Here is a 16,906-nt window from a genome sequence, read left to right on the forward strand (position 1 = left end):
CTCCTGGTGGGGGGTGGGACTATGCGGTGTGCCGCAGCGCCAGCGCGGGCTGGAGCAGCACGGGGGCGGGGGTCTGGTGGTCGTCGTCGAGGACCCCGGTGAGCAGGTCCACGCAACGGGCGGCGGCCTCGCCGAGCGGTTGGCTGACGCTGGTCAGCCCGACTGCGGCGGCGACCGGTGTGTCGTCGAAGCCGATCACCGACACCGGCGGGTCGATGCCGCGGATCGCCTGGAGCGCACCGAGGGCGAGTGAGTCGCTGGCGCAGACCACTGCTGTCGGCGCCACGGCGTCGTGCAGGTCGCGCATCAGTCGTTCGCCCTCCGCGATGCCGTCCTCGGTCTCCCGGTGCAGTCCGGTGGGATCGATGTCGGCCGCGCGCAGCGTGTCCTGCCAGCCGGCACGCCGGTCGTCGCCGACGCCGGAGCCGACCGGCCAGCCGACGAAGGCGATCCGGCGGTGGCCGGCGTCCAGCAGGTGCCGGGTGGCCCGGGCGGTGCCGGCGGCGCCGTCCACGTCCACCCAGGGATGCGCGTCGAGCGCGTCCCACGGGCGACCGAAGGTCACGAACGGCACGTTCCGGTCGGCGAGCCAGGCGGTACGCGGGTCGCCGTGCGTGGTGCCGACCAGCACGAACGCGTCCAGCTCGTACGTGCCGAGCAGGTCGTCGTAGGTGGCGATCTCCCGGTCGTGGTCGGTGGCGGTGTAGAGGAGCACCCGGTAGCCGGCGGCGTCGGCGGTCTCGGTGAGACCGTGCAGGAATCGGTCGAGTACCGAGCCGTTGATGCCGTCGCGGGTCGGTTCGATCCGCGCGGCGATGAGTCGGGACCGGCCGGTGCGCATCTGCCGGGCGGCCTGGTTGGCCCGGTAGCCGAGCGCGTTGATCGCGTCCTGGACCCGCTGGCGGGTCTCCTGCCGCACGATGTGCGGGCTGTTGAGGACGTTGGACACCGTCTGCCGGCTGACTCGGGCGTGCCGGGCCACCGTCGCTATGGTCACCTTTTCGGCCACTTAATCCCTCTCGCCATCTTGAACGATCCAATTTGGATAAGGCAGGATTAGATCGTTCAAGTTTCTGGAATGTTTCGCACTTTGCACGGCCAGGGTCGCGATGTCAAGACGTCCGCCCCGCACCCCGAGGATCTGGAGCCACACCGTGATCGAACGCCAGCTGCAACCCCTCCTGCACGAGTTGGTCGGGGTGGTCCACGCCCCGACCAGCGCACTGGGGGACGCGACCGGGCAGATCCGCCCGACCGGCGTCCAGGGCGTCTTCCACGCCGACGCCCGGGTGCTCTCGTGTGCCGAGGTACGCGTTGACGAGCGGGAACTCGAAGGGCTGACCCACGGCGACGACGGCCCACACGGCGCACGGTTCGTCGGCCTGGCCCGCTGGCTCGGCGACCCCACGCCCGACCCGACCGTCCGCGTCGAGCGGCACCGCCGGGCCACCCGCAACGGTCTCACCGAGGAGCTGCGGATCGTCTCCACCGCCACTGTCGGCGTACGGGCCACCGTCACCGTCGACCTCGGCTGCGACCTCGCACCCATCGAGGCCGTCAAGTCCGGCGGCGCCACCACCGCGTTGGAGGCCAAGACCGGTCAGCCGGGCCTGCTCACCTGGTCGGCAGCCGGGATCACCGTCACCGTCAGCGCACCGGGCGCTGAGGTGCTGGCCACCGCCGAACGCGCCACCGCTCCCCGGCTGACCTGGCCGGTCGACCTACCCCCCGGCGGCGAGACGGTGCTGAGCTGGACGCTGACCGTCGAGGACCCGCGCGCCGTCGTCGTCGGCCCCGCCGGCGACCCCGAGTGGTCCCGGCCCGAGGTGACCGCCGACGACCGCCGCCTGGTCCGACTGCTCAACCGCAGCCTGGACGACCTGCGCGGTCTACGGCTGGCCGAGACCGGCGCGCCGACCGACGTGTTCCTCGCCGCCGGGGTGCCCTGGTTCCTCACCCTGTTCGGCCGGGACAGCCTCTGGGCCGCCCGGATGATGCTGCCGCTCGGCACCGACCTCGCCGCCGGCACCCTGCGCGTCCTCGCCCGCCGGCAGGGCACCCGGGTCGACCCGGCCACCGGCGAAGCCCCCGGCAAGATCCTGCACGAGCTGCGCCGGCACGAGTTCACGGTCCCCGGCAACGGCCTGCGCCTCCCACCCGCGTACTACGGCACCGTCGACGCCACCATGCTCTGGGTCAACCTGCTGCACGACGCGTGGCGCTGGGGTCTGCCCGCCGAGCAGATCGAGCCGCTGTTGCCGCACCTGGAGGCGGCCCTGAGCTGGCTCGGCGAGCACGCCGACCCGGACGGCGACGGCCTGGTCGAGTACATCGACACCACCGGGCACGGACTGTCCAACCAGGGCTGGAAAGACTCCGGCGACGCCGTCCGCTTCCACGACGGCACCCTGGCCACCGCGCCGATCGTGCTGGCCGAGGTGCAGGGGTACGCACACGAGGCGGCGGTGAACGGCGCCGCCCTGCTGGACGCCTTCGGCCGTCCGGGCGCGGACCGCTGGCGCGAGCACGCCGCCGGCTTGGCACGCCGGTTCCGGGACAGGTTCTGGGTCGACGGCCGGTACGGCCCAAAGCCCGCCCTCGCCCTCGACCGGGACAAGCGCCCCGTCGACTCGCTGACCAGCAACATCGGCCACCTGCTCGGCACCGGTCTGCTCGACCGCGACGAGGAGGCCCAGGTCGCCAGGCTGCTCACCACCGACACCCTCGCCGGGGGATTCGGGCTGCGGACCATGGCCACCGACGACGCCGGCTTCAGCCCGCTGTCGTACCACTGCGGTTCGATCTGGACCCACGACACCGCGATCGTGCTCGCCGGCCTGGCCCGCACCGGGCACCGGGAGGCCGCTCTCGGCCTGGCCGAGGGGCTGCTCAGCGCTGCCGAGGCGTTCGACTACCGGATGCCGGAGCTGTACGGCGGCGACGACCGCGCGCTGCTGCACCGCCCGGTGCCGTACCCGGCCGCCTGCCGCCCGCAGGCGTGGGCCGCGGCCGGAGCGGTGCTGCTGCTCCAGGCGGCGACCGGCCTCTACCCGGACGTGCCCGGCGGCACGGTCCGGTTGGCCCCGCTGGCCGGGCCCGAACTGGGCGGGTTGCACGTCGACGGACTACGCGTCGGCGACGCCTCCGTGACCGTCACGGTCGACCAGTCAGGCGAAGCCACAGTCACCGGCCTCCCCACCCCGCTGACCCCCCTGACCCCGCTAACCCCCACCATCCCCACCCAACGCCGCCCCACCACCCCAGCCCCGCACTGAACCCACCCCACCCTGCCCCACCCCCACCCCCACCCCCGCCCCACCCCCGCCCCGCCCCCGCCCCGCCCGTCCCACCCGTCCCGTCCGTCCCGCCCGTCCCGCCCGTCCCCGCCCTCGTCGATCATGGAGTTGTGGTGGGCATTCGCTCCACATGTGCCCCTTATGGGGGGCACCACAACTCCATGATCGACGCGGAAGGGGCGGGACGGGACGGGGGCGGGGGTGGGGGCGGGGGTCAGGGGCGGAGTTCGGTGATCAACTCTTCGTCGTCGACCTCGCCGGTGGGGTGGAAGCCCAGGGAGGTGTAGAGGGCGGCGGCCTGGGTGTTGTCGGGGTGGTAGGAGAGACGGACCGGGGGGTTGCCCTCCCGGGTGGACAGCCAGTCGGCCAAGGTCCGCACCGCTGCCCTGCCCACACCGCGGGTCTGCTCGGCGGCGTCGATCAGCATGCCGCCGATCCAGTGCGAGCCGTCGTCGTCCACACCCCACATGACGTGCCCGACAACGGTCTCGTCGGCATAGACGGCCAGGGAGTTCCACACCTCGGAACGGGTGCTCAGCAGCAGGTAACGCGCGCCCAGGGCGGCCACGAAGCGGCGTTGCTCGTCGCGCGGGGCGACATCGGCGACCGCCCGCCAGTTGTCGTCGTCGACCGGCCGGAGCGTGATTCGGCGCCCCTGCCGGTCCAGGTGTCCACCATTGATCATCGGCGGATGCTACCCGGTCGGCGACCTGAGATCTTGGACAGTTTCCGTCAGCGCGTGACGGGAACTGTCCAAGATCTGCGCCAGCAGCGAGGGAGGGATCAGTCGAGCAGGGCGTCGAGGCCGACGGTGAGGCCGGGACGGTTGCGCACCGCGCGGACGGCCAGCAGCACACCGGGCATGAACGACACCCGGTCGTACGAGTCGTGCCGAATGGTCAGCGTCTCCCCGGTGCCACCGAAGAGCACCTCCTGGTGGGCGACGAGCCCGGTGGCGCGTACGGCGTGGACGCGTACACCGTCGATGTCGGCGCCGCGCGCACCCGGAACCTCGTCCTTGGTCGCGTCCGGCACTGGGCCGAGGCCCGCCTCGGCGCGAGCCCGGGCGATCTGCCGGGCGGTGTGCGTGGCGGTGCCACTCGGTGCGTCCAACTTGCGCGGGTGGTGCTGCTCGATGATCTCGACGGACTCGAAGTGCCGGGCGGCCCGCGCGGCGAACTGCATCATCAGCACCGCGCCGATGCCGAAGTTCGGGGCGATCACCACGCCCACCTCGGGCTTGTCGGCGAGCCAGCCGCGCACCTGCGCCAACCGCTGCTCGGTGAAACCGGTCGTGCCGACCACCACGCTGATGCCCTGGTCGACGCACCACTTCAGGTTGTCCATGACGACGTCCGGCGTGGTGAAGTCGACGACCACCTCGGCGGCGGCGACTGCGGAACGGTCGTCACCCTGGTCGATCGATGCCACCAGGGTGAGGTCGTCGGCGGCGTCGACCGCCTTGCAGACCTCGACGCCCATCCGGCCGCGGGCACCAAACACGCCGACCCGCACCAGCCCGGCGGGGGTCTTCTGCTCGTCAGTCACGGGGCACAACCTATCCCAATCGGGACGTGCCCCTCGGGCCGGATCCGGTCGGCTCCACCGCCCGGGACGACCAGCCCGTAAGGGCTCCGCGCGCACGGGACGCCCGGGCCGAAGCCCGCGCCCCGGACGACCAGGCCGAAGGGGCTCCGATCTCAGACCGCGAAGTCGCCCTCGCCGAAGGGGCCGACGACGGCAAGCGACATCGGTCGGCTGAGCAGCTCGGCGGCGAGGACGTTCACGTCCTCCACGGTCACCTCGTCGACCCGCCGGAGCAGCTCGTCGACCGGCATCAGGTCGCCGTAGAGCAACTCACCCTTGGCCAGCCGACTCATCCGGGAACCGGTGTCCTCCAGGCCGAGCACGAACGAGCCCTTGCTCATCCCCTTGCCCCGGGCCACCTCGGCCTCGGTCAACCCGGCGGCGGCGACCCGGGCCAGCTCGGCGCGGGTCAGCGCCAGCACCTCGTCCACCTTGCCCGGCGCGCAGCCGGCGTAGACGGCGAACAGGCCGGTGTCGGCGTACTGGCTCGCGTAGGAGTAGACCGAGTACGCCAGGCCGCGCTGTTCGCGGATCTCCTGGAACAGGCGGCTGGACATGCCGCCGCCGAGCACGTTGTTGAGCACCCCGAGAGCGAAGCGCCGCTCGTCGAGGCGGTCGATGCCGGGGCAGCCGAGGATGACGTGCGCCTGCTCGGTCTCCTTCGGCTCCACGACGGTGGTCGCCGGCTTGGTGCGTACCGCAGGGGTCGCCGCGCGGTGCGGCGCCGGGGTGGCCGGGTCGCTGTCCAGAGGGGTGCCGCGCACCGCCTGGCGGACCAGCTTGACCACTGTGGCGTGGTCGAGGTTGCCGGCGGCGGCGATGACGATCTGCGGCGCGGTGTAGCGGCCCCGGTAGAAGCTCTGGATCTGCCGCCGGGTCATCGGCGTGACGGTCTCCGCGGTGCCGGAGATCAGCCGGCCCAGCGGGTGGTCGCCGTAGACCGCCTGGACGAAGAGGTCGTGCACCTCGTCACCGGGCTCGTCGTCGTGCATGGCGATCTCTTCGAGGATCACGCCACGTTCGGTCTCGACGTCGGCCGGTTCCAACAGCGAGTCGGCGACCAGGTCGCACATCACGTCGATCGCCAACGGCAGGTCCTCGTCCAGCACGCGGGCGTAGTAACAGGTGTATTCCTTCGTGGTGAAGGCGTTGGTCTCCCCGCCCACCGCCTCGATCTGCGAGGAGATCTCCAGGGCGTTGCGCTTGTTGGTGCCCTTGAAGAGCAGGTGTTCGAGGAAGTGCGCGGCGCCGGCCTGCGGGCCGGTCTCGTCGCGGGAGCCGACCGCCACCCAGATGCCGAACGAGACGCTGCGCATCGCGGGAATCGCCTCGGTGAGCACGCGCAGGCCGCTGGGCAGCACGGTACGTCGTACCGTGCCGCCCAGCGGGTCGTCGCTGAGCGTCCGGGTCACCGCGCGGGTGGTGCCGCCGGAGCGACCCACCCCTGCGGCCCGAGAAGGAGCCACCCCCCGTCGATCCGGCGGAAACGGCGCGCTGAAGGCCCGACTCACGTGGTGCTCCCGGTTCAACGAGGGGTGGGTGTCGCAGGTGCTACTGGTCAGCTGTGCCGGGTCCGGCGGCGCGGACGCTCGCCGCCCTCGCCACCCTCGCCGCCGCCGCCCTCGCCGCCGCGCTCCGGGCCACGCCCGCCCCGGTCGCCGCCACGCTCGCGGTCACCGCGGTCACGCGGAGCCCGGTCGCCACGGTCGCGACCGGCGGGGCGGTCGCCACCGGCGGCCTCACCGGCGGCCGGCGCCTCGGCGCCCTCCGGACGGACCTTGTCCAGGTAGATCTTGCCGCGGGCGTCGATGTCCGCGATCTCGACCTCGACCCGGTCGCCGACGTTGAGGAAGTCCTCGACGCGCTCGACCCGCTTGCCGTCGCCCACCTTGGAGATGTGCAGCAGGCCGTCGCGGCCCGGCAGCAGCGAGATGAACGCACCGAACGCGGCGGTCTTGACCACCGTGCCGAGGAACCGCTCGCCCTGCTTGGGCAGCGTCGGGTTGGCGATCCCGTTGATCCGGTCGACGGCCGCCTGGGCCGACGGGCCGTTGGTGGCACCGACGTAGATCGTGCCGTCGTCCTCGATGGAGATCTCGGCGCCGGTCTCGTCCTGGATCGCGTTGATGGTCTGACCCTTCGGGCCGATCACCATGCCGATCTTGTCCACCGGGATCTTGACGGTGGTGACGCGCGGGGCGTAGTCCGACATCTCGGCCGGGGCCTCGATCGCCGCCTTCATCACACCGAGGATGACCTGCCGGGCCTCGTTCGCCTGCTGCAGCGCGGCGGCCAGCACGTCCGACGGGATGCCGTCGAGCTTGGTGTCGAGCTGGAGCGCGGTGACGAAGTCCGGGGTGCCGGCGACCTTGAAGTCCATGTCACCGAACGCGTCCTCGGCGCCGAGGATGTCGGTCAGCGTCACGTACTGGGTCTTGCCGTCCACCTCGTCGGAGATGAGACCCATCGCGATGCCGGCGACCGGCGCCTTCAGCGGGACACCCGCGGAGAGCAGGCCCAGCGTCGACGCGCAGACCGAACCCATCGAGGTGGAGCCGTTGGAGCCGAGGGCCTCGGACACCTGCCGGATGGCGTACGGGAACTCCTCGCGCGTCGGCAGCACCGGGATCAGCGCGCGCTCGGCGAGAGCGCCGTGGCCGATCTCGCGACGCTTCGGCGAGCCGACCCGGCCGGTCTCACCGGTCGAGTACGGCGGGAAGTTGTAGTTGTGCATGTAGCGCTTGCGGTTCTCGGGGGACAGCGTGTCCACCATCTGCTCCATGCGGAGCATGTTCAGCGTGGTGACACCCAGGATCTGGGTCTCGCCCCGCTCGAACAGCGCCGAACCGTGCACCCGGGGCAGCACGCCGACCTCGGCGGTCAGCGCCCGGATGTCGCGCGGGCCGCGGCCGTCCATGCGGACCTGCTCGCGCAGCACGCGGTTGCGCACCTCGGACTTGGTCAGCGACCGGAAGGCGGCGGACAGCTCCTTCTCCCGGCCCTCGAACCGGGCGCCCAGCTCCTCGGCGACCCGGGCCTTGACCCGGTCCAGGGCCTCCTCGCGGTCGGCCTTGCCGGCGATGGTGATGGCCTCGGCCACGTCGCCGCGGGCGAACTCGGCGACGGCGTCGTACGCGTCGTCCTGGTAGTCCAGGAACACCGGGAACTCGGTGACCGGCTTGGCGGCGACCTCGGCCAGCTCGCTCTGCGCGCGGCACAGCTCACGGATCGCCGGCTTGGCGGCCTCCAGGCCGCTGGCGACGATCTCCTCGGTCGGGGCGGTGGCACCGGCCGAGATCAGGGCGACGGCGTTCGGCGTGGCCTCGGCCTCCACCATCATGATCGCGACGTCGCCGTCCTCGAGCGTGCGGCCGGCCACGACCATGTCGAACGTGGCCCGGGCCAGCTCCTCCAGCGTCGGGAAGGCGACCCACTGGCCGTCGATGTGGGCGACGCGGGTCGCGCCGATCGGGCCGGAGAACGGCAGACCGGAGAGCTTGGTCGACATCGAGGCGGCGTTGATCGCCACGACGTCGTACGGGTGCTGCGGGTCGAGCGCGAGGACGGTCTCGACGACCTGGACCTCGTTGCGCAGGCCCTTGACGAACGACGGGCGCAGCGGCCGGTCAATCAGCCGGCAGGTGAGGATCGCGTCCTCGCTGGGCCGACCCTCACGGCGGAAGAACGAGCCGGGAATGCGGCCCGCGGCGTACATCCGCTCCTCGACGTCGACGGTCAGCGGGAAGAAGTCGAACTGCTCCTTCGGGTGCTTACCGGCGGTCGTGGCGGAGAGAACGACCGTCTCGCCCAGCTGGGCGATGACGGAACCGGCGGCCTGGCGGGCCAGCCGGCCGGTGGAGAAGGTGATCTCACGGGTGCCGAAGGACCCGTTGTCGATCACGGCGGTGCGGGATTCGGTGCCGAGTTTGGTCTCGGTCATGTGCTGTCGTGCTCCTTCGCGTCGTGGGCCCACGACATCGGGGAGCTGCTCAGCCGGCCGGTCTTCGATCGAAGCGCCCGGGGTGGCCGGCATCATGCCGGGGTTCCCGGGGGCCACTACCGGAGACCGGTACGCTGACCGGCTCCCTCTCGGGTGGTCGCGCGGCCCATGGTTCTTCTGGTGGGGACGCGGTACGGGGGAGCGACCGGTCGGTCACTCCCCCGTCACGTCACCGGCGCAGGCCGAGCCGCTCGATGAGCGACCGGTAGCGGGCAATGTCCTTCTTCTGGACGTAGTTGAGCAGCCGACGGCGACGGCCGACCAGCAGCAGCAGCCCACGGCGGCTGTGGTGGTCGTGCTTGTGCACCTTCAGGTGCTCGGTCAGCTCGGCGATCCGCTTGGTGAGGACCGCGACCTGGACCTCCGGCGAACCGGTGTCGCCCTCGGCGGTCGCGTACTCCGCGCGGATGCTGGCCTTGGCTTCCTGGTCGAGCGCCATGTTCTCCCTGTTTCGATGGGTTGATCAAGTAGGTTGTCCGTCGTCCCGATGGACCGGGAACGGACCGGTACCTCGCACCCGCGGCGTCGAGCAGGCACGCGAGGCCCCACGCCGGTCACCCGACGTCCCGGCAAGACTACCAGCACTCGCCGGTAACACCCGGCCAAGGGCCGCCGCCGGACCCGCCGATCAGGCCAGGGCGTGCCGGGTACGGGTGACGTCCTGCTCCATCTGGGCGATCAGCGGCTCGATCGAGTCGTACCTGACCTGGCCGCGCAGGTGCGCCACGAAGTCCAGGGCCAGGCGCTCGCCGTACAGGTCACCGGAGAAGTCGAGCGCGTACGCCTCGACCCGCCGCTCCCGGCCGGAGAAGGTCGGGTTGGTGCCCACGGACACCGCCGCCATCAGGGGCTCACGTTGCCCGCGGCGGATCAGTCGGGCCGCGTACACCCCGTCGGCGGGCACCGCCGCGTACCTGTGGCACAGCAGGTTGGCGGTGGGGAAGCCCAGCTCCCGACCGCGCTGGTCGCCGCGGACCACCACGCCCTCCAGGCGATGGGGGCGGCCCAGCGCGGCGGCGGCCGCGCCCACGTCACCCGCGTCGACGCAGGAGCGGATGTACGTGGAGGAGAAGACGGTGCCGTCCTCGGCGACCAGCGGGCCGCCCTCGACGCCGAAGCCGAAGGTACGGCCCAGCTGCTCCAGCAGTGCCACGTCGCCGGCCGCCCGGTGCCCGAAGCGGAAGTTGGCGCCGACCACCACCAACGCCGCGTGCAGGTGCTCGACCAGGACGTCGTGCACGAACTGTTCGGCGGGCAGCCGGGAGAACTCCGGTGTGAACGGCACCACGCAGAGCACGTCCACGCCGAGCGCCTCGATCAACTCGGCCTTGCGGGCCGGTTCGGTGAGCACCGCCGGGTGCGAGCCGGGCCGGACCACCTCGGCCGGATGCGGGTCGAAGGTCACCACCACCGACTGCACGCCCAACTCCCGGGCTCGGGTCACGGCGTGCCCGATGGTCGCCTGGTGCCCCTTGTGCACGCCGTCGAAGACGCCGATGGTGACGACCGAACGCCCCCACCCGCCGGGCGCCGCGTCGTACCCCCGCCACCGCTGCATGCCGCTCCTCCCCTGCTGTCCCGCCGGCTGAGGGCCGGCGGACCTGCGCCCCGCCGTCAGGCCGGGGCGAGCACGATCTCCGCGCGGGCTCGCCCGTCCCGCTCGCTGACGATAGCGATCAGACCGCCGGCGGGGCCGAAGACGGCGTACGGCCCGGTGAGGCCGGCCGGGTCCAACGGCCCACCGTGGGCGAGCACCCGAGCCTCCTCGGGCGTGGCCTCCCGACGCGCGAAGAAGCGGTCGGCTGCCGCGTCCAGCGGCAGGTTCACCACCTCCGGGGCACGCTGCTCCAGGTCGTCGAGGGTGGCCGCCTCGGCGAGGGTGAAGCCCCCCACCGCGGTCCGGCGCAGCGCGGTCAGGTGCCCGCCGACACCGAGCGCGAGGCCCGCGTCCCGGGCGATGGCCCTGATGTACGTGCCGGAGGAGCAGGTGACGTCCACGTCCACGTCCACCAGGTCCGCTTCGGTACGGCGGATCGCCAGCACCTCCAGGCGGGAGATGGTGACCCGCCGCGACGGCAGTTCGACGCTCTCCCCCTCGCGCACCCGCTTGTACGCGCGCTGACCGTTGATCTTGATGGCGCTGACCGCGCTCGGCACCTGGTCGACCTCACCGCGCAGTGGGGCCAACGCCGCCCGGATCGCGTCGTCGGTGAGATGACCGGCCGGCGTGCTGGCGATCACGTCGCCCTCGGCGTCGTCGGTGACGGTGGCCTGGCCGAGCCGGATGGTGCCGGTGTAGCTCTTGCCCGCGCCGATCACGTAGGTCAGCAGGCGGGTGGCCCGGCCCACACCGATCACCAGCACACCGGTGGCCATCGGGTCGAGGGTGCCGCCGTGGCCGACGCGTCGGGTCCTGGCCAGCCGGCGGATCCGCGCCACCACGTCGTGCGACGTCATGCCGCCGGGCTTGTCGACGACGATCAGACCATCGGTGCTCACGTCGGCCAAGCCTGCCAGACGGCGCGCTCGCCGGAGTGTGTGGGCCGCCCGGCGTGACCCGAGCCTCCGTCGACGACCCGCGCCCTGCGGGACCGCCTTGCCGCCGGCACCTACTATCTGCTCGCGCTGACGAACAGCGGCGAGCGCTGACGGGGGACGAGAGATGACAGAAACGACGCCGAACGAGCCCGCACCGACGAATCCGACCGACCCGCCTCCCCCGCCGCCGGTCGCGGTCGCGGAGGTCAACCCGGTACGGCTACCGGAGTGGATGAGCTCAGCGCAGACCGAGCACCAGCCCACCGGCTGGGACCGGGTGCGGTTCTTCTCCGCCCGACACAACGGTGCGCTGCTGCTGGGCATCGGGTTCGTGCTGGCCCTCCTGATGGTCGGCGGCGGCCTGGTGATGGTCGACTGGGTAGCCGACGGCGTCCGCGCGGGGACCCCGGCGACCCCGACCGCGAGCGCCACCCCGCCGGTCAGCAGGGTGGGTGAGCCGCGCGACCTGTTCGCCGGTTCACCGGCGGCCTCCTTCGCCCCGGGTGAGCAGGCCGTGCGGATGCCGGCGGCCAAGGCCACCGGGCCGTTCACCGCGGCCCAGGTCCAGGCCGCGCTGGAGTCGGTACGCAAGGGGTTGATCGAGAGCCGACTGGACATGTCGATGTTCATGGGCGACACGGAGCCGTTCCTCAAGGTGCTCGCTCCGGACGCCCGCGAGCAGCTCAGGTCGGACTTCACCGGCAACAGCTTCCTGCGGTACGCGACCAGGATGGCGTCGCCGTCGGACTGGGAGCCGGGCGTCCGGGCCGACGGTCGGGTCAGTTACCGGGCCATCGAGGAGAACGGTGTGCGGGTGCTGGAGGTCTCCACCGAGTTCGTCTGGGCGTACCCGTTCGACGTGGACCTGCGGGCACCCGCCGGCGCCAGCGTGGTGGCGTTGCGCGACCGGGTGGTGTGGCAGGTGCCGCACCCGGACGACGTGCCGGCCACCGCTCGGGGGCTCTGGATCACCTCGGCCGAGGCGGTGACCTGGAACGCGGACTGCGCGCAGCTCCGTGACGGCTGGGTGCAGGAGCAGTTCTGGGTGGCCGACGTGCACCGGGACCGGATCCCGGCCGGCGACCCGGGCACGATCTTCGACATCGACGCGCCCGCGCCGACCACCACCCGCTGCTGATCCGGCGGTGGTCAGCGGACCGCGCCGACCACCGCCCACCTGCCGTTGCGCAGGCGCAGCAGCAGTGCGACCAGCCGGATCACCACGAACACCGTGAGCCCGGCCCAGATGCCGCCCAGCCCGAGGTCGAGGGCGTACGCCAGCCAGATGGCGGGAAGGAAGCCACCGAGCGCCGCCACGATGGTGAGGTTGCGCAGGTAACGCACGTCGCCCGCGCCGATCAGCACGCCGTCGAGGGCGAACACCACCCCGGCCAGCGGCAGCATCACGACGAACCACGGCCACGCGATCATGGCCTGCTCGCGTACCCCCGGGTCGGAGCTGAACCACGTCGGCACCACGCCGGCGCCGGCGGCGACGAACAGCGCGAAGCCGACGCCGCAGATTCCGCCGAGCAGCCCGATCCGGCGGGCGAGCGCCCGCGCGCCCGCGTCGTCGCCGGCACCGAGCGCGGCACCCACCAGCGACTGCGCGGCGACGGCGAGGGCGTCGAGCACCAGCGCGGTGAAGAACCAGAGTTGCAGGGCGATCTGGTGGGCGCCGACGGCGGCGGCGCCGAAGCGGGCGGCGACGGCGGTCGCGGAGAGGAAGCTCGCCTGGAACGCCAGCCCCCGGATCAGCAGGTCCCGGCTGAGCACCAACTGCTGGCGGATCACGTGGGGTCGGGGCCGCAGCGACACCCGTTCGGTGACCAGCGCGGCGGCGAAGAGCGCACCGCAGAGGGTCTGCGCGACGACGTTGGCCACCGCCGAGCCGACCAGGCCCAGCCCACCGGGGTAGACCAGCAGCGGGCAGAGCAGCGCGGAGAGCAGGTTGGGGCCGAGCACGAAGTACAGCGGGCGGCGGGTGTCCTGCACGCCGCGCAGCCAGCCGTTGCCGGCTGCGGCGAGGAGCAGGCCGGGGGCGCCGAGGGCCGCGATGCGCAGCCAGTGTTCGGCGGCGTCGGCGACGTCGCCGGCACCTCCGGCGAGGGTACGCGCCAGCGCTGCTCCGCCGAACTGCATGCCGATCGCGATCAGCAGACCGACACCGAACGCCAACCAGGACGTCTGGACGCCCTCGGCCACAGCGGCAGCCCGGTCTCCCGCGCCGAAGCGGCGGGCCGCGCGCCCGGTGGTGCCGTACGCGACAACGGTGCCGACCCAGGCGGTGAGCGTCATCACCGTGCCGCCGACGGCGAGCGCGGCGAGCGGCACCCGGCCGAGGTGACCGACCACCGCCGTGTCGACGAGCACGTAGAGCGGCTCGGCGGCGAGCACCACGAGGGCCGGCAGGGCGAGGCTGGCGATCCGGCGCGGCGATACGGATCGGTCGGTGGTGACGGTCTGGCTCATCGCCGCCGATCCTGGCACGACCGAGGTAAGGATCGCAATCCCGCCGACCGCTTACCTTGCCGGCGCCCCCTCCAGCGGGTGTCCCCCGGTCGTCGTTGATCCACCGCCCGGTGCCCGCCGGCGGGCGGTCAGGGTGTCGGCCTCTCTGGTCAGAGGCTTTGGAGCTGATGTCGTAGACGATTCACACCGGCCGGGAAGACCCCCCACAGAACCCGGGCGTGATGTCGCAGACGATTCAGCTCCACAGGCGCACCGGGAAGCGTCGGCCCCTCCCCGACCGCACCGACCAGAGGGGTCAGCGCTGGCCCGGTCGGGTCACTGGCGGGTGTCCATCGACGTCTGCAGCGCGCGGCGAGCCTGCTCGCGGGCGTCGTCGGTGGTGGTCTCGGGCTTGGGCTTGTTCGGCATGGTGGTGGTCCTTCCAGGGAGACGAGCCACCGAGACACGGCAGCCCTCACGGGCGGTCCTGCTGAGCGCCCCACGGCGGTCCGGGGTTACCGGAGCAGCCGCCTGGGCAGCGTGAGCCCGGGTCGGTCCGACCCTGGAGGGAGGCGGCACGAGGTGTGGCACCACCACCCATGACCTGCACCGCCACGCGGCGCCGGCCCTCTCCCAAGTTATCGTTCAGGTCCATATGCTGCTCACGGTTCCCGCCATCTGGACGGTCGGCAACCCGGCTCAACGGGCCAGGAAGTGCCACCCCAGCCACCACCAGAACCCGAACAGACCGATCCGGCCCACCGGCACCGGACCGACCTCGTAGCGCATCACGTACGCGCAGACCTCGCCGAGGGTGGGGATCCGGGAGCCCTCCCGCCGGGCCAGCCACTCGACCACGGCGAAGAGCACCAGCGCGGCCAGGAAGCCGCCGATCGCAAGCGCCCGCATCATCGCCGCACCAGCCCCCAGAAGGCCGCCAGCCAGGCGAACCAGGCCGCCGAACGGGTCAGCTGATCTTCCAGGAGAGGGTCGGCGAGCCGGGAGAAGGTGGGGAAGTCATCACCGGCGGCCAACACGAAGGTCGCACCCTCGAAGACGCCGAAGACCACCACCGGCACCGCCCACCAGGCCGCTCCCGCGCCCAGCCGGCGCGGCGCCGGTCGCCGAGGCACCCGGTTGCTCAGACCGAGCCAGATCAGCACCCCACCGGTGCCGAGGGTGAAGAGATTCGCCTCGGTGGAGAAGGAGGCGAACCGGCCACCGACCAGCGACAGGCAGACCAGGACAGGAACGGAGACGGCGGGCCGGTCCCAGGCGCGGGGGGCCTCCACGGTGAGGTCGTGCGGCTGCTCCATCCCGCAATTCTTCCCGGTCTCACGGAGCGCGGGAAGACCGACACTCCCCGGAGCTGACCCTGATCTTCGAGATCAGCGGATCGATGACGGTGAACGCCGTGTCAGCTGGTCGGCTGAATCAGCGCCGCGTCCAGGTGGTCACGGATCGACTCGACCACCTGCTCGACGGTGCCCCGACCGGTGAAACCGGCCGCGAACGTGTGACCACCACCGCCCAGCGCGACCGCGACCCGGCTGACGTCCACAGCGCCCTTGCTGCGCATCGACACCGCCCACTCGCCCGACGTGGTCTGCTTCAACACACAGCCCACGTCCGCCTCGGCGGTGCAGCGCACCGAGTCGATCAACGCCTCCAGCACGTACGGCCGCTGGTCGTGTCGGGCCAGGTCGTCCAGCGTGGCGAAGGTCCAGACGAACCCGCGGCCAGCGGCGGCGGTCGGCTCCAACCGCGCCCGACCGAGCACCTCACCGAAGAGACGGACCGCACCGAAGGGTCGGGTGTCGAAGACCCGCCGCGAGATGTCGCCCGGCGAGATGCCGGTGGCCAGCAACCGGGCAGCCATCTCGTGCACCGCCGGGGTGGTCGCCGCGAACCGGAACGAACCGGTGTCGGTCGTCAGGGCCACGTAGAAGCACTCGGCGATCTCCCGATCGACCACGACCCCGAGCCGGGCCAGCAGCCGCTCGGCCACCACCGACGTCGCTGCAGCACCCGGATCGACAAGGTTGACAGTGCCGAAGCCCGGGTTCGAGGCATGGTGGTCGAGCACCAGCGCCGCACCCGCCGACGACAGACGCCCGGCCAACTCGCCGAGGCGCGACTCACTCGCCGCGTCGAAACAGATCACCAGATCGGGTGCCGGGTCCGCCGCGTCGGCCGGGACCAGCAGTTCGAGCCCGGGCAGCCCGTGCAACGGCTCCGGCACCTCCGGCGGCCCGGGGAAGGTCGCCTGCACCTCGCGGACGCCGAACTGCCGCAGGCCCAGAGCGAAGCCGAGCATGCTGCCCAGCGCGTCGCCGTCCGGGTTGACGTGACAGATCAACAGCACCCGGGCGCCCACCGGAAGATCCCGCAGCAACGCCTCGGCCGCAGCCCAGTCCGCCTCGGTGGGGACAACCCCGGCCGCCCCGGCCAGCGGGGCGCTGGTGGCGCTGGTCACCGCGTTTCCCCACCCCGCGGGGTCTCCGGGACGTCGGCGGCCTCGTCCGACTCGTCGTCCTCGTCCTCCACCCGGTACGGCTGGGCCTCGCCCGCGTACTTCGCCTGGGCGGCGAGCCGCTGCACCTCGGCGTCGGCGTTACGAGCGGCGGCGAGCAGGTCGTCGATGTGCTTGACCTGGTCCTGTACGTCGTCGAGGACGAACGTCAGGGTCGGCGAGTGCCGCAGCCCGAGCGCCTTGCCGACCGTGCTGCGCAGCATCCCCTTGGCGCTCTCCAGGGCGGCTGCGGTGTCCGCCTGGGCCACCGAGTCGCCGAGCACCGTGTAGAAGACCGTCGCGTCGCGCAGGTCCGCGGTGATCCGGGCGTCGGTGATGGTGATCATCCCGAGCCGCGGGTCCTTGATCTGGCTCCGCACCACCGACGCGACCAGCTCACGCACCCGCTCGGCGTGCCGGCGTACCTTGGCCGGATCAGACATCTCGCCACCTCCACGGCGTCCTGCTCCCGATCGGCCCGGCGACCCGGAGGCCGCCGGCCGACCGGCCAACATCTCGAAC

Annotated in this window: 15 protein-coding genes; 2 read left to right on the forward strand and 13 right to left on the reverse strand. The window is 72.3% G+C overall.

Translation table 11 applies throughout. The annotated features are described in order from the left end of the window. Window positions 1-19 precede the first annotated feature (19 nt). Window positions 20-997: a LacI family DNA-binding transcriptional regulator gene (locus tag GA0070612_RS29915; protein ID WP_231924392.1), complete on the reverse strand. Its 978-nt coding sequence runs from the start codon at window positions 995-997 to the stop codon at window positions 20-22. A 157-nt stretch (window positions 998-1,154) separates the two neighbouring features. On the opposite strand from GA0070612_RS29915, the gene GA0070612_RS29920 reads away from it, so the two are divergent. Then, window positions 1,155-3,275 carry an amylo-alpha-1,6-glucosidase gene (locus GA0070612_RS29920; protein ID WP_088990959.1) on the forward strand — a complete coding sequence of 707 codons (2,121 nt, stop codon included), beginning with the start codon at window positions 1,155-1,157 and terminating at the stop codon, window positions 3,273-3,275. 235 nt (window positions 3,276-3,510) lie between these two features. On the opposite strand, the gene GA0070612_RS29925 is transcribed toward GA0070612_RS29920, so the two are convergent. From GA0070612_RS29925 to truB, 7 genes are all read right to left on the reverse strand, one after another. Next, on the reverse strand, window positions 3,511-3,981 hold the full coding sequence (locus GA0070612_RS29925; protein WP_088990960.1) for a GNAT family N-acetyltransferase: 471 nt from the start codon (window positions 3,979-3,981) through the stop codon (window positions 3,511-3,513). A gap of 98 nt (window positions 3,982-4,079) precedes the next feature. Further along, window positions 4,080-4,844: a 4-hydroxy-tetrahydrodipicolinate reductase gene (gene dapB, locus GA0070612_RS29930; protein WP_088990961.1), complete on the reverse strand. Its 765-nt coding sequence runs from the start codon at window positions 4,842-4,844 to the stop codon at window positions 4,080-4,082. A 152-nt stretch (window positions 4,845-4,996) separates the two neighbouring features. Next, the gene (locus GA0070612_RS29935; RefSeq protein ID WP_088991861.1) at window positions 4,997-6,394 is read right to left on the reverse strand and encodes a M16 family metallopeptidase; all 1,398 of its coding nucleotides are present in this window, start codon (window positions 6,392-6,394) and stop codon (window positions 4,997-4,999) included. Between the two features lie 47 nt (window positions 6,395-6,441). Continuing rightward, complete coding sequence (locus tag GA0070612_RS29940; protein WP_088990962.1) at window positions 6,442-8,823, reverse strand: polyribonucleotide nucleotidyltransferase; 2,382 nt, start codon at window positions 8,821-8,823, stop codon at window positions 6,442-6,444. Between the two features lie 229 nt (window positions 8,824-9,052). Then, a complete protein-coding gene (rpsO, locus tag GA0070612_RS29945; RefSeq protein WP_030337594.1) occupies window positions 9,053-9,322 on the reverse strand; it encodes a 30S ribosomal protein S15 in 270 nt (89 codons plus the stop codon). 189 nt (window positions 9,323-9,511) lie between these two features. Continuing rightward, complete coding sequence (locus GA0070612_RS29950; protein WP_088990963.1) at window positions 9,512-10,441, reverse strand: bifunctional riboflavin kinase/FAD synthetase; 930 nt, start codon at window positions 10,439-10,441, stop codon at window positions 9,512-9,514. A gap of 56 nt (window positions 10,442-10,497) precedes the next feature. After that, window positions 10,498-11,382 carry a tRNA pseudouridine(55) synthase TruB gene (truB, locus tag GA0070612_RS29955; RefSeq protein ID WP_088990964.1) on the reverse strand — a complete coding sequence of 295 codons (885 nt, stop codon included), beginning with the start codon at window positions 11,380-11,382 and terminating at the stop codon, window positions 10,498-10,500. 163 nt (window positions 11,383-11,545) lie between these two features. On the opposite strand from truB, the gene GA0070612_RS29960 reads away from it, so the two are divergent. Further along, a complete protein-coding gene (locus GA0070612_RS29960; protein ID WP_088990965.1) occupies window positions 11,546-12,559 on the forward strand; it encodes a hypothetical protein in 1,014 nt (337 codons plus the stop codon). 11 nt (window positions 12,560-12,570) lie between these two features. Here GA0070612_RS29960 and GA0070612_RS29965 read toward each other — a convergent pair whose 3' ends face one another. From GA0070612_RS29965 to rbfA, 5 genes are all read right to left on the reverse strand, one after another. Continuing rightward, window positions 12,571-13,893 carry an MATE family efflux transporter gene (locus GA0070612_RS29965; RefSeq protein ID WP_088990966.1) on the reverse strand — a complete coding sequence of 441 codons (1,323 nt, stop codon included), beginning with the start codon at window positions 13,891-13,893 and terminating at the stop codon, window positions 12,571-12,573. A gap of 678 nt (window positions 13,894-14,571) precedes the next feature. Next, on the reverse strand, window positions 14,572-14,781 hold the full coding sequence (locus GA0070612_RS29970) for a DUF6186 family protein (RefSeq protein WP_197699506.1): 210 nt from the start codon (window positions 14,779-14,781) through the stop codon (window positions 14,572-14,574). Then, window positions 14,781-15,188: a hypothetical protein gene (locus tag GA0070612_RS29975; RefSeq protein ID WP_088990968.1), complete on the reverse strand. Its 408-nt coding sequence runs from the start codon at window positions 15,186-15,188 to the stop codon at window positions 14,781-14,783. The genes GA0070612_RS29970 and GA0070612_RS29975 overlap by 1 nt, the downstream gene beginning before the upstream one ends. 101 nt (window positions 15,189-15,289) lie before the next feature. After that, window positions 15,290-16,348 carry a DHH family phosphoesterase gene (locus tag GA0070612_RS29980; protein ID WP_231924393.1) on the reverse strand — a complete coding sequence of 353 codons (1,059 nt, stop codon included), beginning with the start codon at window positions 16,346-16,348 and terminating at the stop codon, window positions 15,290-15,292. Further along, on the reverse strand, window positions 16,345-16,827 hold the full coding sequence (gene rbfA, locus GA0070612_RS29985; protein WP_088990969.1) for a 30S ribosome-binding factor RbfA: 483 nt from the start codon (window positions 16,825-16,827) through the stop codon (window positions 16,345-16,347). Before rbfA ends, GA0070612_RS29980 begins: the two co-directional genes overlap by 4 nt. Between the last annotated feature and the right edge of the window lie 79 nt (window positions 16,828-16,906).

The organism is Micromonospora chokoriensis, from assembly GCF_900091505.1.
In the GTDB taxonomy this organism is placed as follows: Bacteria; Actinomycetota; Actinomycetes; order Mycobacteriales; family Micromonosporaceae; genus Micromonospora; species Micromonospora chokoriensis.

Bases quoted from the DNA above. Each gene is read 5' to 3' on its own strand.
- GA0070612_RS29925 (WP_088990960.1), bottom strand. From the start codon at position 3,981: ATGATCAATGGTGGACACCTGGACCGGCAGGGGCGCCGAATCACGCTC.
- GA0070612_RS29940 (WP_088990962.1), bottom strand. From the start codon at position 8,823: ATGACCGAGACCAAACTCGGCACCGAATCCCGCACCGCCGTGATCGAC.
- rpsO (WP_030337594.1), bottom strand. From the start codon at position 9,322: ATGGCGCTCGACCAGGAAGCCAAGGCCAGCATCCGCGCGGAGTACGCG.
- GA0070612_RS29950 (WP_088990963.1), bottom strand. From the start codon at position 10,441: ATGCAGCGGTGGCGGGGGTACGACGCGGCGCCCGGCGGGTGGGGGCGT.
- GA0070612_RS29960 (WP_088990965.1), top strand. From the start codon at position 11,546: ATGACAGAAACGACGCCGAACGAGCCCGCACCGACGAATCCGACCGAC.
- GA0070612_RS29965 (WP_088990966.1), bottom strand. From the start codon at position 13,893: ATGAGCCAGACCGTCACCACCGACCGATCCGTATCGCCGCGCCGGATC.
- GA0070612_RS29970 (WP_197699506.1), bottom strand. From the start codon at position 14,781: ATGCGGGCGCTTGCGATCGGCGGCTTCCTGGCCGCGCTGGTGCTCTTC.
- GA0070612_RS29975 (WP_088990968.1), bottom strand. From the start codon at position 15,188: ATGGAGCAGCCGCACGACCTCACCGTGGAGGCCCCCCGCGCCTGGGAC.
- rbfA (WP_088990969.1), bottom strand. From the start codon at position 16,827: ATGTCTGATCCGGCCAAGGTACGCCGGCACGCCGAGCGGGTGCGTGAG.